14 protein-coding genes are annotated in these 12,876 nt (G+C 62.8%); 12 read left to right on the forward strand and 2 right to left on the reverse strand.

Features of this window, described 5'->3' with window-relative positions:
- Positions 1-10: 10 nt before the first annotated feature.
- The 12 genes from ACQ5BM_RS11635 (at position 11) to trmB (ending at position 11,902) form a co-directional block, all read left to right on the forward strand.
- A complete protein-coding gene (locus ACQ5BM_RS11635) occupies positions 11-577 on the forward strand; it encodes a NifU family protein (RefSeq protein WP_173515354.1) in 567 nt (188 codons plus the stop codon).
- 257 nt (positions 578-834) lie between these two features.
- Positions 835-1,494: a tRNA (adenosine(37)-N6)-threonylcarbamoyltransferase complex dimerization subunit type 1 TsaB gene (tsaB, locus tag ACQ5BM_RS11640; protein ID WP_429811025.1), complete on the forward strand. Its 660-nt coding sequence runs from the start codon at positions 835-837 to the stop codon at positions 1,492-1,494.
- Between the two features lie 6 nt (positions 1,495-1,500).
- Positions 1,501-1,998, forward strand: coding sequence for a GNAT family N-acetyltransferase (locus ACQ5BM_RS11645; protein ID WP_429811027.1), 498 nt, complete (start codon positions 1,501-1,503; stop codon positions 1,996-1,998).
- Between the two features lie 98 nt (positions 1,999-2,096).
- A complete protein-coding gene (locus tag ACQ5BM_RS11650; RefSeq protein WP_429811029.1) occupies positions 2,097-2,888 on the forward strand; it encodes a lysophospholipid acyltransferase family protein in 792 nt (263 codons plus the stop codon).
- A gap of 70 nt (positions 2,889-2,958) precedes the next feature.
- On the forward strand, positions 2,959-4,359 hold the full coding sequence (miaB, locus tag ACQ5BM_RS11655) for a tRNA (N6-isopentenyl adenosine(37)-C2)-methylthiotransferase MiaB (protein ID WP_429811031.1): 1,401 nt from the start codon (positions 2,959-2,961) through the stop codon (positions 4,357-4,359).
- Between the two features lie 27 nt (positions 4,360-4,386).
- Positions 4,387-5,442 carry a PhoH family protein gene (locus ACQ5BM_RS11660; RefSeq protein WP_429811032.1) on the forward strand — a complete coding sequence of 352 codons (1,056 nt, stop codon included), beginning with the start codon at positions 4,387-4,389 and terminating at the stop codon, positions 5,440-5,442.
- Between the two features lie 18 nt (positions 5,443-5,460).
- On the forward strand, positions 5,461-5,967 hold the full coding sequence (gene ybeY / locus ACQ5BM_RS11665) for an rRNA maturation RNase YbeY (protein ID WP_429811034.1): 507 nt from the start codon (positions 5,461-5,463) through the stop codon (positions 5,965-5,967).
- Between the two features lie 12 nt (positions 5,968-5,979).
- Entirely contained in the window at positions 5,980-7,149 is a 1,170-nt protein-coding gene (locus ACQ5BM_RS11670; RefSeq protein WP_429811036.1) for a hemolysin family protein, read from the forward strand.
- A 255-nt stretch (positions 7,150-7,404) separates the two neighbouring features.
- Positions 7,405-9,000 carry an apolipoprotein N-acyltransferase gene (gene lnt, locus ACQ5BM_RS11675; RefSeq protein ID WP_429811038.1) on the forward strand — a complete coding sequence of 532 codons (1,596 nt, stop codon included), beginning with the start codon at positions 7,405-7,407 and terminating at the stop codon, positions 8,998-9,000.
- Positions 9,001-9,147: 147 nt separating this feature from the next.
- Positions 9,148-9,567, forward strand: a complete 420-nt coding sequence (locus ACQ5BM_RS11680; RefSeq protein ID WP_429811040.1) for a helix-turn-helix domain-containing protein — start codon at positions 9,148-9,150, stop codon at positions 9,565-9,567.
- A gap of 199 nt (positions 9,568-9,766) precedes the next feature.
- On the forward strand, positions 9,767-11,035 hold the full coding sequence (gene metK, locus ACQ5BM_RS11685; RefSeq protein ID WP_429811042.1) for a methionine adenosyltransferase: 1,269 nt from the start codon (positions 9,767-9,769) through the stop codon (positions 11,033-11,035).
- A gap of 168 nt (positions 11,036-11,203) precedes the next feature.
- Positions 11,204-11,902: a tRNA (guanosine(46)-N7)-methyltransferase TrmB gene (gene trmB, locus ACQ5BM_RS11690; RefSeq protein WP_429811044.1), complete on the forward strand. Its 699-nt coding sequence runs from the start codon at positions 11,204-11,206 to the stop codon at positions 11,900-11,902.
- Between the two features lie 169 nt (positions 11,903-12,071).
- Here trmB and ACQ5BM_RS11695 read toward each other — a convergent pair whose 3' ends face one another.
- Positions 12,072-12,329: a DUF1150 family protein gene (locus ACQ5BM_RS11695; RefSeq protein WP_336173194.1), complete on the reverse strand. Its 258-nt coding sequence runs from the start codon at positions 12,327-12,329 to the stop codon at positions 12,072-12,074.
- Positions 12,330-12,376: 47 nt separating this feature from the next.
- Positions 12,377-12,808: an Hsp20 family protein gene (locus ACQ5BM_RS11700; protein WP_173515367.1), complete on the reverse strand. Its 432-nt coding sequence runs from the start codon at positions 12,806-12,808 to the stop codon at positions 12,377-12,379.
- Positions 12,809-12,876 lie beyond the last annotated feature (68 nt).

Here is a 12,876-nt window from a genome sequence, read left to right on the forward strand (position 1 = left end):
GGAGACAGACATGTTCATTCAGACCGAAGCCACGCCGAACCCGGCCACGCTGAAGTTTTTGCCGGGCAAGGTTGTTCTGGAAAACGGCACCGCCGAGTTCCGCGACGAGGAAGAAGCGCGCGCCGGCTCGCCGCTGGCGGCACGGCTGTTTTCGATCCCGGGCGTCACCGGCGTCTATTTCGGCTATGATTTCATCACCGTCAGCAAGGAAGGCCAGGAATGGCAGCATCTGAAGCCGGCGATCCTCGGTTCGATCATGGAGCACTTCATGTCGGGCCAGGCGATCATGGCCGGCAGCGGCCGCGCCGAGCAGTCGGACCAGGAGGGCGAGTTCTTCGACGAGGGTGACGAGACGATCGTCGCGACGATCAAGGAACTGCTGGAAACCCGCGTGCGCCCGGCCGTTGCCCAGGACGGTGGCGACATCACCTTCCGCGGCTTCAAGGACGGCACCGTATTCCTCAACATGAAGGGCGCCTGCTCCGGTTGCCCGTCGTCCACCGCGACGCTAAAGCATGGCGTGCAGAACCTGCTGCGCCATTTCGTTCCCGAGGTGGAAGCCGTCGAGTCGGTCTGACCCCGGACGTCGTCCGGCGTTTCGTGAACGAAGGCGGGGTGGGGAAAGGTGTGCGCGGTTTTCCGCCTGTATCCGGACCCAACCTGGTGCATGTTTCCTTTAATCCGAGCCGCTTAACGGCAAAGACATGCAGCGCTTCAAAAGTGCTACTGCGACCATTGCGTGTCTGCTAAGACGCGCGGCACTGTAGTAGTATTGATTTGCCGCAAAACCGGTCGGCTTTGCGGCCTGTGGCGTCTGAAAGATCCAGCGTTGAAATGATTGTACTTGCGATCGACACGTCCGGCTCCGGCTGCTCCGCTGCCGTCTACGACAGCGAAACGGCCGTTGTGCTCGGGCGCTCCGGTGCCGATCTCGGCAAGGGCCATGCCGAGCGGCTGATGGAGTTCGTCGACGAGGCACTGGCCTTGGCCGGTCGCGCGCTTCCCGATATCGATCGCATCGCTGTCACCGTCGGTCCGGGCTCGTTCACAGGCATTCGCGTCGGCGTGGCGGCTGCCCGCGGGCTGGCGCTGGCGCTCGGCAAACCCGCAGTCGGCGTCTCGACGCTTGCGGTTCTGGCGGAAGGGTTGCGAGCGGCTGCGCCCGGAAAGCCCGTTCTCGCTGCCATCGATGCCAAGCGCGATGAAGTCTATCTCCAGGCTTTCGACGCGGCGGGCGTTGCGGCGGGCGAGCCGGAGGCGCTCTCCGTCGAAGCGGCGCGCGAACGCTACGCCGATTTTGATGGTGTCATCGGCGGTTCCGGCGCGCATTTGATCGCTGAGGACATACCGCCCAGGCCCCCCGAACTCATCGATGTTGCCTTCGTCGCGGCGCTCGGCGCCGCTGCTGATCCAGCCTCGGCCAAGCCGCGACCGCTATATCTGAGAGGCCCCGATGCCAAGCCGCAGGCGGGCTTCGCGATTGCCCGAGCGTAGACTGAGATGAGCTTCACCGATTACTTCACCCGCCGCACCGAATTCGACATCTTCCCGCTGGAGGAAGCCGACCTGCTCGCGGCGGCGGCGCTGCATCGCCAGCGTTTCGCTTCTCCTTGGAGCGATGGCGAGATTCACGCGCTGCTCGTTCAGGACACGGTGTTCGGTTTCGTCGCGCGGCAGACCAATGGCAGCTTCCGTCCGGCCTTTGGCGGCTTCGTCCTGTCGCGCGCCGTCGCCGGCGAGGCCGAAATCCTGGCGATCGGCGTCGAGCCGCGTTATGCCCGCTCCGGTCTCGGCTGGCGGCTGATGCAGGCGGCCATGCGCGAGGCCCTGGCCAAGGGCTCCGAGGCGTTGTTCCTCGAAGTGGACGAGACCAATCAGGCGGCGATCGGGCTCTATCGCAAGCTCGGGTTCAACAAGGTCGGCGAACGTCGCGCCTATTACCAGGACAAGGCCGGTCAACGGACCGCCGCGCTTGTCATGCGGCTCGATCTTCGCTAGTCCCAAGCGCACAAGAGCGGGATGAGGAAAAGTGTATGCGGCTTTCCGCCCGCATCCCGCTTTAACTTTCTAAGGTCGCGTGCGGGAACTCTTTCCGGATGATCAATTGGCTACGGATTGCGATCTTCGCAGCGCTTCTGGCGCTGGTTTCGCTCGTGCTGATGCCGATCCAGGTCGTCTGCCTCTGGCTCGATCTGAAACCCCGCCGCCGCTTGCCGCGATACTGGCATCGGCTCGCCTGCTACCTTCTCGGCATCAAGGTGCGGGTCCACGGCGAGGCCGAGCGCCGGCGACCGCTGCTCATCTGCGCCAATCACGCCTCCTGGAAAGACATTCTTGTGCTCTCCTCGGTCGCCGACGTCGTCTTCGTCGCGAAGTCCGAAGTGAAGAGCTGGCCCGTCTTCGGCATTCTCGCTCGGCTGCAGGCGTCGATCTTCGTCGAGCGCGAGCAGAAGCGCTCGACCGGCAAGCAGGTCAACGAGATGGGCGGGCGCATGGCGGCGGGCGAGATCGTCGTGCTCTTTCCGGAGGGAACGACGTCGGACGGCAATCGCCTGCTGGAGATTAAGACCTCTCTCTTCGGCGCGGCCGCCTCGGCCGTGCCGCACTCGCCGACCGGTCTGGTGCACGTGCAGCCAGTCGCCATTTCCTATACCGGCATCCACGGTATGCCCATGGGGCGCTACAACAGACCGATTGCCGCATGGCCGGGCGATATCGGCCTGGTTCCGCATTTGCTCGGGATACTGCGAGAAGGCGCGATCGAGGTCGACGTCGATTTCGGCGAAGCGGTCGACTACGACCGGCACACCAATCGCAAGGAGGTGAGCCGCAAGATCGAGCAGCGCATTCGCAGCATGCTGTCGGATCGCTTGCGCGGGCGCGCCTGACGTCTGCCGGCAAAGGCAGTCTTGCCGAAAATACTTCAACTTCGGGCCACTTTGCACTAAGTAACCGGCCATGACCCAGGAAACAGCCCTTCTGTCGACTACGCCCGCCACGGGCGACGAGCGCGCGCCGGCCCGCAAGGTCTTCGTCAAGACCTACGGCTGCCAGATGAACGTCTATGATTCCGACCGCATGTCGGATGCCTTGTCGCGCGATGGCTACGTCTCGACCGACGTGCTCGAGGATGCCGATTTCGTGCTCCTCAACACCTGCCATATTCGCGAGAAGGCGGCGGAAAAGGTCTATTCCGAGCTCGGCCGCCTGCGCGACCTCAAGAAAGCAAAAGCCAAGGAAGGCCGCGAGATGGTGATCGGCGTTGCCGGCTGCGTTGCGCAGGCCGAAGGCGACGAGATCCTCAGGCGCGCGCCGGCGGTCGATCTCGTGATCGGCCCGACCACCTATCACCGCCTGCCGGAAGCGCTGAGGCGTGCTCGCGGCGGCGAACGCGTCGTCCAGACGGACTATGCCGTCGAGGACAAGTTCGAACACCTGCCGGCGCCCGACAAGGCAAAGACCCGCGCGCGCGGCGTCACCGCCTTCCTGACGGTGCAGGAGGGGTGCGACAAGTTCTGCACCTTCTGCGTCGTGCCCTATACCCGTGGGTCCGAAGTCTCCCGCCCGGTCGCGCAGATCGTCTCGGAAGCGGAAAAGCTGGTCGACGGCGGCGTGCGTGAAATCACCCTGCTCGGCCAGAACGTCAATGCCTGGCACGGCGTCGGGCCCGACGGCCGCGAATGGGGACTTGGCGATCTGCTGAGGCGGCTTGGCGAGATCGAAGGCCTTGCCCGGCTGCGCTACACCACAAGCCACCCGCGGGACATGGACGACAGCCTGATCGAAGCGCACCGCTCGATGGCGAAGCTGATGCCCTATCTGCACCTGCCGGTGCAGTCCGGTTCCGACCGCATCCTCAAGGCGATGAACCGGAGGCATACGGCGGCCGAGTATCTGGCGTTGATCGAGCGTATCCGCGCCGTCCAGCCGGACCTCGCTCTGTCAGGCGATTTCATTGTCGGCTTCCCCGGAGAGACCGACGAGGACTTCGAAGACACCATGCGCCTCGTCGAGGCGGTGGGTTATGCACAGGCATTTTCGTTCAAATATTCGACGCGTCCCGGAACGCCCGGCGCCGAACTCGGCAGCCAGATTCCCGAGGACGTGAAAGCCAAGCGCTTGGAAAAATTGCAGGCTTTGCTGTTTTCGCAGCAGCGCGCCTTTGCCGAATCCTGCGTCGGCCGCGAAATCGACCTACTTTTGGAGAAGGAAGGACGCATGCCGGGCCAGCTCGTCGGGCGTTCCCCTTGGCTGCAGCCCGTGAATGTTGATGCAAAAGCATCGCAAATCGGTGACATTATCAAGGTGCGAATCATCAAGGCCGGGCCGAACAGCCTGTTTGCGGAGATGATCGGGTAAGGACCGAAAACAAGGAGCCTGAACCGCTTGAACGGACACGAATTGATCTCTTCATCCTCGCGCCAGTCGAAAACCTCTGCGACAGACGCCAATCACTTCGTGCTGACATTCGAGAACAATCGGTTCGCCAGCGAGCTCTTCGGCCAGTTCGACCAGAACTTGAAGCTTCTCGAGGAGCGCCTGCGCATCGACGCCCGGCCGCGCGGCAATTCCGTCGCGATTTCCGGTGACGTCGTCGCCACCAATCAGGCGCGCCGTGCCCTCGATTATCTCTATGGGCGGTTGCAGAGTGGCGCGTCGATCGATTCTTCGGATGTCGAGGGTGCGATCCGTATGGCGGTTGCCGCCGACGATCAGCTACAATTGCCGACCATGGAGCGTAAAGCCAAATTGACAATGGCGCAGATTTCGACGCGCAAGAAGACGATTGCAGCGCGCACACCGACACAGGATGCCTATATCCGCGCGATGGAGCGTGCTGAACTGGTCTTCGGCGTCGGCCCGGCCGGCACCGGCAAGACCTATCTTGCCGTTGCCCATGCCGCGCAGTTGTTGGAACGCGGCGCCGTCGATCGCATCATCCTGTCGCGTCCCGCAGTCGAAGCGGGCGAGCGCCTGGGCTTCCTGCCCGGCGACATGAAGGAGAAGGTCGATCCCTATCTCCGGCCGCTCTACGACGCGCTCTATGACATGATGCCGGGCGACAAGGTCGAACGGGCGATTACCGCCGGCGTCATCGAAATCGCGCCGCTCGCCTTCATGCGTGGCCGAACGCTTGCCAATGCCGCCGTCATCCTCGACGAGGCGCAGAACACGACATCGATGCAGATGAAGATGTTCCTGACCCGTCTCGGCGAAAACGGCCGCATGATCGTCACCGGCGATCCGAGCCAGGTCGACCTGCCGCGCGGCGTCAAGTCGGGCCTGGTTGAAGCTCTGCAGATCCTCAGGGGCGTCGAAGGCGTTTCGGTGGTCCGCTTCAAGGACGTCGACGTCGTCCGTCATCCGATGGTGGCGCGGATCGTCAGGGCATACGAGTCGCACACGGCCGTTCACGACGAAAGCGAGCAAAGCGACCGCTGATCGGCGGTCGTTGCGATCATGACGGCATTGGACATTCAAATCAGCGTGGAAGAAGGCGATTGGCCCGAGGAAGAGGCATTGCTTGCCTTCTGCGCGCCCGTTCTCGAAGCGGCAGCAGCCTATCTTGCGGCCGAAGAGAAACAGCCGCTGCCGAAAACGCCACCGGAACTCTCCCTTGTCTTCACCGACGACGCTTCCATGCGGGCGATCAACGCCGAATGGCGCAACCAGGACAAGCCGACGAATGTGCTGTCCTTTCCTGCCTTTCCGGTGACGCCGGGCGCGATGCCAGGGCCGATGCTCGGCGACATCATCGTCGCCCGTGAGACGCTTGATCGCGAGGCCGTGGAACTGGAGAAGTCCTTCGATGCGCATCTGACGCATCTTCTCGTGCATGGATTCCTGCATCTTTTCGGTTATGATCATATGGAAGATGACGAAGCCGAAAGAATGGAAAGCCTGGAGACTCGCATTTTGGCGCGTCTTGGCTTATCTGACCCCTACGGGGATCGTACCCCGGATTAACAGTTTGGACCGATGAGCGATTACAAAACACAGCCCGTCGCGCTGGCGACCGAGGAGGCAGACGCCTCCGGAGAGGCGGAGGCGGGCAGTAGTAGCACCGCCACTCGACACGAGGGCACGAAATCCACTTCTTCCTTCTGGAGCCGGGCCGCGCGCCTGTTGCGCGGCGCAAGTCCATCGAGCTTGCGCGAGGATCTTGCCGACGCGCTTCAGACCGATGCCGACAGCAACACGGCCTTCTCGCCCGGCGAACGGGCGATGCTCAACAACATCCTGCGCTTCCGCGAGATCCGGGTCGAGGACGTCATGGTTCCGCGCGCCGACATCGAAGCGGTCGACCAGAGCATCACCATCGGCGAATTGATGGTGATCTTCGAGGAATCCGGCCGCTCGCGCATGCCGGTCTATAACGACGGCCTCGATGACCCGCGCGGCATGGTGCACATCCGCGACCTGCTTTCCTACGTCACCAAACAGGCCCGCAACCGCCGCCGCAACGGCAAGGCGCCGGCTGCCGTGCCGGCGTCAAGCGAAAAGACCGAGAAGACACCCCGGTCGCCGAAGGCGAACTTCGACCTCTCCCGCGTCGATCTCGGCAAGTCTCTGGAAGAGGCGGGCATCGTCCGCCAGCTCCTGTTCGTGCCGCCTTCGATGCTTGCTTCGGACCTGATGCAGCGCATGCAGGCCGCCCGTATCCAGATGGCTCTCGTCATCGATGAATATGGCGGCACCGATGGCCTCGTCTCGCTCGAAGACATTGTCGAGATGGTCGTCGGCGACATCGAGGACGAGCACGACGACGACGAAGTCATGTTCGCCCGCACCTCGGACGATGTTTTCGTCGCCGATGCCCGCGTCGAGCTGGAAGAGTTCGCCGCGGCGATCGGCCCGGACTTCGACGTGCGCGAGCAGCTCGAAGATGTCGACACGCTCGGCGGTCTGATCTTCGCCTCGCTCGGCCGCATCCCGGTGCGTGGCGAGGTCGTCCAGGCCATTCCGGGCTTCGAGTTCCAGATCCTCGATGCGGACCCACGCCGGGTGAAACGCGTTCGCATCATGCGCAAGCGTCCGCCGGCGCGCCGCCGCGTGTCGCGGCCGGAGGGCGAAACCGTTCCGGAGACGGGCATCGTCAATCGTGCCGACGGCGCAGCCCCTACCGAAGCAACGGCCGACGAGCAATGATCGCTCGGCCCCCCGCGCACGTTCCACGTGCGCGGGCAGATGCCTCCCACCCATCCGCTTGACCTCTCCCGGCTTGAGCAAGGTTCGTGAGGTCCCGTCGCCTATTGCCGACCGAACCGCAAGGCATGCCTTCCGCACCCAATTCCGCCCCTGACGGGGACAAGCAGCCCGTTTTTTGGAAGACTGGCGCCGATTGATTCGGTTGTTGTTTCGCTCCGGCGCCGTGTCGGGCGGCCGGAATCGAGGGGAGGCTGCATGGTAAGACTGGCTGGCAGGGTGATGCTTCTCTCCGGGCTCCCCAGGGCATTGCTCGCGTTCTTCGCAGGGCTTCTCGCGGTTCTGGCGCAGCCGCCCTTCGGCATCTTCGCCTTCGCTTTCGTTGCTTTCCCCATCCTCGTCTGGCTGCTCGACGGCGCGACCGGAAATCCGGATGGAGGCATCGTCAGGCGGCTCTGGCCGGCGGCGGCGATCGGCTGGTGGTTCGGTTTCGGCTACTTCCTCGGCGGCCTCTGGTGGCTCGGCAACGCGCTCCTGGTGGAAGCCGACGAATTCGCCTGGGCGTTGCCGCTCGCCGTCGTCGGTCTTCCGGCCTTCCTGGCGCTCTTCTATGCGCTTGCGACGCTGATCGCCCGCCTGTTCTGGTCCGACGGAGTGGGGCGGATCGCGGCGCTGGCGCTGGCCTTCGGTCTTTGCGAGTGGCTGCGCAGCTTCCTCTTCACCGGCTTTCCCTGGAATGCCATCGGCTACGCGGCAACGCCGATGCCGCTGATGATGCAGTCGGCAAGTGTCGTCAACCTGGCGACCATCAACATGCTGGCGGTCTTCGTCTTCGCGGCGCCCGCGCTCATCGCCACCGGCCGGGGGAGCCGGATCGGGCTGGCGGCAGCGCTCGTCCTCCTGACGGCTCACGTAGGCTTCGGCTTCTATCGCCTGGCGCAGCCGGCCCCGGCCGTGCCCGAACCGGCGCTGACGGTCCGTCTCGTCCAGCCGGTGATCGACCAGGCGAAAAAGCTCGACGACCGCGAGCGTGCGACGGTCTTCGAGGAGCATCTTTCGCTCACCGCCGCCGCGCCCGAAAACGGCGGCAAGCGACCGGACATCGTCGTCTGGCCCGAGACATCGATCCCCTTCATCCTCACCGACAATCCGGACGCCCTGGCGCGCATCGCCGAGGTGCTCGACGACGATCAGATCCTGATCGCCGGTGCCGTGCGCGCCGAGGATGCGGGCTCCGGACTGCCGCCGCGCTATTACAACTCGATCTATGTCATCGACGGTCGCGGCCAGATCGTTGGTGCGGCCGACAAGGTGCATCTCGTCCCGTTTGGCGAATATCTGCCATTCGAGGAGGTGCTGTCCTCCTGGGGCTTGAGTTCCGTCGCCGCTTCGATGCCCGGCGGCTTCTCGGCTGCAAAGAACCGCTCGCTGCTGACGCTGCCCGGCGGCAAGACACTCTACCCGCTGGTCTGCTACGAGGCGATCTTCCCCGACGAAATCGACGGCGCCGCCCGCGGAACGGATGCGCTTCTCAACATCACCAACGATGCCTGGTTCGGCGATACGCCCGGTCCGCGCCAGCATTTCCATCAGGCGCAGCTACGCGCCGTCGAGACCGGAACCCCCCTTATCCGCGCAGCCAATAGCGGTATATCAGCAATTGTTGATGCACGTGGGGTTTTAATGGTAGGATTGTCTTACAATTATAGGGGAGTGGTCGACACACTTCTGCCGGGAAAGATGCCTACGCTTTTGGACGACGCTATGCGAAGCCGAATCTTCTGGCTGACTGCACTCTTCCTCCTTCTGGTTGCAGTGTTTTCGCGTTTTGGTTTTAATATTAGGAAGAATTGACCTAAAACCCCTAAAATTGCATAGTGATCCGCACCATCGTCCTTGTTGTGGCGGCTTTGCACTAATCACCGTGGCGGCTGCTCCGGTGAGCGTTGCCCGCGTGTCAGGCGATGGATCAACGAAACAGCGTGTTTGGGAACGCAGATTATGATCGAAAACAAAAAGAAGCCGAACCCGATCGACATCCATGTCGGTAGTCGGATTCGTCTTCGCCGCACGATGCTTGGCATGAGCCAGGAGAAGCTCGGCGAAAGTCTGGGGATCACCTTTCAGCAGATTCAGAAGTACGAGAAGGGCACGAACCGCGTCGGCGCCAGCCGGCTGCAGAACATTTCGGGCATTCTGAACGTACCGGTTTCCTTCTTCTTCGAAGATGCGCCGGGAGAAGGCACCAGCGGCCAGTCAGGCATGGCGGAAGCCTCCAGCTCCAACTACGTTGTGGATTTCCTTTCGTCCTCCGAGGGGCTGCAACTCAACCGTGCCTTCGTCAAGATCACGGACCCGAAGGTTCGTCGCCGCCTCGTCGATCTCGTCAAGGCGCTCGCTGCGGAAGCGGAAAGCGAATAGTTCCAACGTTCCCGTCGGGACTTGAAAACAAAGCGGCCTTTTGTGCCGCTTTTTTCATGCGCGCTTTTTCCCGTGCGCCTCAAAGTGATTGGCGCCGATGATGATATAAAGATATATTTATGTCGTTGTGCGCTTGTTTTTCGGACGCAAAACCACTAACACCATGCCAGCGCTTTTCTTCATTGAGGGGACTTCCCGCATGCGTGCAAACTACCTGTTCACGAGTGAATCCGTAGCCGAAGGTCATCCGGACAAGGTGTGTGACCGTATCTCCGACGAGATCGTGGATCTGGTCTACCGCGAAGCGGCCAAGACCGGTGTCGACCCGTGGGGCGTTCGCATCGCCTGCGAAACCCTGGCGACCACCAATCGCGTCGTCATCGCCGGCGAAGTGCGCCTGCCGCCGAGCCTTCTGAAGAAGGACAAGGACGGCAACGACGTCATCAACCCCTCGAAGTTCAAGTCCGCCGCCCGCAAGGCGATCCGCGAGATCGGCTATGAGCAGGACGGCTTCCACTGGAAGACGGCCAAGATCGACGTGCTTCTGCACTTCCAGTCCGCGCATATCGCCCAGGGCGTCGACAGCGCTGCCGACAAGCAGGGTGAAGAAGGTGCCGGCGACCAGGGCATCATGTTCGGCTACGCCTGCCGCGAAACCGCAGAACTCATGCCGGCGCCGATCTACTACTCGCACCGGATCCTCAATCTGCTCGCCGCCGCCCGCAAGAAGGGCGAGGGCGAAGTCGCGAAGCTCGGCCCGGACGCCAAGAGCCAGGTCACCGTGCGCTATGTCGACGGCAAGCCGACGGAAGTTACCTCGATCGTTCTGTCGACGCAGCACCTCGATGACACCTGGGATTCGGCCAAGGTTCGCTCGGTCGTCGAGCCCTATATCCGCGAAGCGCTTGACGATCTGAAGATCGCCGACGATTGCACCTGGTACATCAACCCGACCGGCAAGTTCGTCATCGGCGGCCCGGACGGCGATGCCGGCCTCACCGGCCGCAAGATCATCGTCGACACCTACGGTGGTGCAGCACCGCACGGCGGTGGCGCATTCTCGGGCAAGGACACGACCAAGGTCGACCGTTCGGCCGCCTATGCAGCACGCTACCTGGCGAAAAACGTCGTTGCTGCCGGCCTTTCGGACCGTTGCACGATCCAGCTCTCCTACGCCATCGGCGTTGCCCAGCCGCTGTCGATCTATGTCGACCTGCACGGCACCGGCAAGGTCTCGGAAGACCAGGTCGAACAGGCGATCCGCAAGACGATGGACCTGTCGCCGTCGGGCATCCGCCGTCATCTGGACCTCAACAAGCCGATCTATGCCAAGACGTCCGCCTACGGTCACTTCGGCCGCAAGGCCGGTCGCGATGGTTCCTTCTCCTGGGAGAAGCTCGATCTGGTCAAGCCGCTGAAGGCGGCGATCGAGCAGAGCGGCGCGGTCAACGGCCGGGTCGCTGCCTAAGCGTGCGATTGGTGCGGCGCTTTAGCGCCGTGCATTGAAGATAGCGCAGCCGCCTGCTATCAGGCGCTTGCGATATTCAGGGCGGGCGCTCCGGCAAGGAGCGCCCGCTTCGTTCATTTTGATTCCGGGTCCCTTGACCCGGATCAGCGTGACCAAGGGACAAACGACATGACTGAACCGCGCCGCGCCAGAGCAACCGAGGCCTTCTTCGGCCGCCGCAAGGGCAAGCCGTTGCGCGAGCGGCAGGCGGCGCATCTGGAAACCGTGCTGCCGACGCTGAAGCTCGATCTTTCGAGTGCGGCTCCGGCGGAACTGAAGACGCTGTTTCCCGGGGATGTCGAACGTATCCGGCTGGAAATCGGCTTTGGCGGTGGCGAACACCTGATTCACCGCGCCGCCGAGGCGCCGTCGACCGGTTTCATCGGTGTCGAACCCTTCGTCAATTCCATGGCCAAACTCGTCGGCCACATCGAGGATCGCGGCGTCAGCAACATTCGTCTCTATGACGACGACGCCACGCAGGTTCTCGACTGGCTGCCGGCCGCATCCGTCGACCAGATCGACCTGCTCTATCCGGACCCGTGGCCCAAGCGCAAACATTGGAAGCGCCGCTTCGTCTCCAAGGTCAATCTCGACCGGTTTGCGCGCGTGCTGAAGCCGGGCGGGCTGTTCTGCTTCGCCTCGGATATCGACACCTATGTCAATTGGACGCTGCTGCATTGCCGCGATCACGCGGCCTTCGAATGGACGGCGGAGAAGGCAGCCGACTGGCTGACGCCGTACGAGGGGTGGCCGAGCACACGCTACGAGGCCAAGGCACGCCGGGAAGGGCGCAGTTCCGCCTATCTCACTTTCCGCCGCGTCTAAAGCAAATTCCAGGAAAAGTGCGAAGCGGTTTTCCGTCCGGAATTGCGGGGCACTGGAAAGCAAATTCCAGGAAAAGTGCGAAGCGGTTTTCCGTCCGGAATTGCGGGGTCACGAGAGCGGAGTCGTCATCCCGTTCGATCGGGGCGCACCGTCAAAGACGGGCGCGAGGTCAATGCAGGGTGACCGTCTTCAGGTCATCCTCGGCAGCCTTGAAGAACGTGCTGGAGCGATTGTCGGTCAGGAGGATCGGCGTGCCGTCGGCGCCGAACAGGGCCCAGAGATCGATGCCCGGTCCCATCTCGGGCGCTTCGGGGAAGCAGCGCGAGACTTCTTCCGAACGCATTTTCCGGATGTAGCCGATTTCGCCTTCGCCGAGATGTGCGAGGTCGTTTTTCGACAGTGACGAGCTGATGGCTTTCAGTCCCATGGTGATACTCCGTGGTCGCCGGCCAGGGGGAAATCCCGCCGGTTATCCTACTCTGGGACTGAAATGTTAATTTTCTTTACCATACGTACCGGTTCGGGACGGACGAGGTCGACGGAGAGCAGGCCGTTGCGCAGCTCGGCGCCGAGCACTTTCATGCCGTCTGCCAGAACGAAGGTACGTTGGAACTGGCGCGCAGCGATGCCGCGGTGCAGATAGTCGCGATCGCCGTTATCGACCTGGCGGCCGCGAATGACGAGCTGGTTCTCTTCGGTGGTGACTTCGAGGTCTTCTTCGGAGAACCCGGCCACAGCGAGCGTGATCCTGAGACGCTCCGGAGCGTCAACGGCTGCATCGCCGCGGATGCGCTCGATATTGTACGGCGGGTATCCGTCATTGCCCTTGGCGATCCGCTCAAGGGTCTTTTCCATCGTGTCGAAACCCAGCAGCAGCGGGCTCGTAAAGGGCGTAATTCGGCTCATTCCTCAAGTCCTTGCGAGATCAAGCGACCGTTGTTCGGACCTGCCCAGCAGCATCCTCGCCGCAATAT

The organism is Ensifer sp. B1-9, from assembly GCF_050474445.1.
In the GTDB taxonomy this organism is placed as follows: Bacteria; Pseudomonadota; Alphaproteobacteria; order Rhizobiales; family Rhizobiaceae; genus Ensifer.

Excerpts from the sequence above, each read along its gene's own strand:
- ACQ5BM_RS11680 (WP_429811040.1), top strand. The coding sequence starts at position 9,148 with ATGATCGAAAACAAAAAGAAGCCGAACCCGATCGACATCCATGTCGGT.
- ACQ5BM_RS11670 (WP_429811036.1), top strand. The coding sequence starts at position 5,980 with ATGAGCGATTACAAAACACAGCCCGTCGCGCTGGCGACCGAGGAGGCA.
- metK (WP_429811042.1), top strand. The coding sequence starts at position 9,767 with ATGCGTGCAAACTACCTGTTCACGAGTGAATCCGTAGCCGAAGGTCAT.
- ACQ5BM_RS11635 (WP_173515354.1), top strand. The coding sequence starts at position 11 with ATGTTCATTCAGACCGAAGCCACGCCGAACCCGGCCACGCTGAAGTTT.
- ACQ5BM_RS11695 (WP_336173194.1), bottom strand. The coding sequence starts at position 12,329 with ATGGGACTGAAAGCCATCAGCTCGTCACTGTCGAAAAACGACCTCGCA.
- ACQ5BM_RS11645 (WP_429811027.1), top strand. The coding sequence starts at position 1,501 with ATGAGCTTCACCGATTACTTCACCCGCCGCACCGAATTCGACATCTTC.
- tsaB (WP_429811025.1), top strand. The coding sequence starts at position 835 with ATGATTGTACTTGCGATCGACACGTCCGGCTCCGGCTGCTCCGCTGCC.
- ybeY (WP_429811034.1), top strand. The coding sequence starts at position 5,461 with ATGACGGCATTGGACATTCAAATCAGCGTGGAAGAAGGCGATTGGCCC.
- ACQ5BM_RS11650 (WP_429811029.1), top strand. The coding sequence starts at position 2,097 with ATGATCAATTGGCTACGGATTGCGATCTTCGCAGCGCTTCTGGCGCTG.
- miaB (WP_429811031.1), top strand. The coding sequence starts at position 2,959 with ATGACCCAGGAAACAGCCCTTCTGTCGACTACGCCCGCCACGGGCGAC.
- lnt (WP_429811038.1), top strand. The coding sequence starts at position 7,405 with ATGGTAAGACTGGCTGGCAGGGTGATGCTTCTCTCCGGGCTCCCCAGG.
- trmB (WP_429811044.1), top strand. The coding sequence starts at position 11,204 with ATGACTGAACCGCGCCGCGCCAGAGCAACCGAGGCCTTCTTCGGCCGC.
- ACQ5BM_RS11700 (WP_173515367.1), bottom strand. The coding sequence starts at position 12,808 with ATGAGCCGAATTACGCCCTTTACGAGCCCGCTGCTGCTGGGTTTCGAC.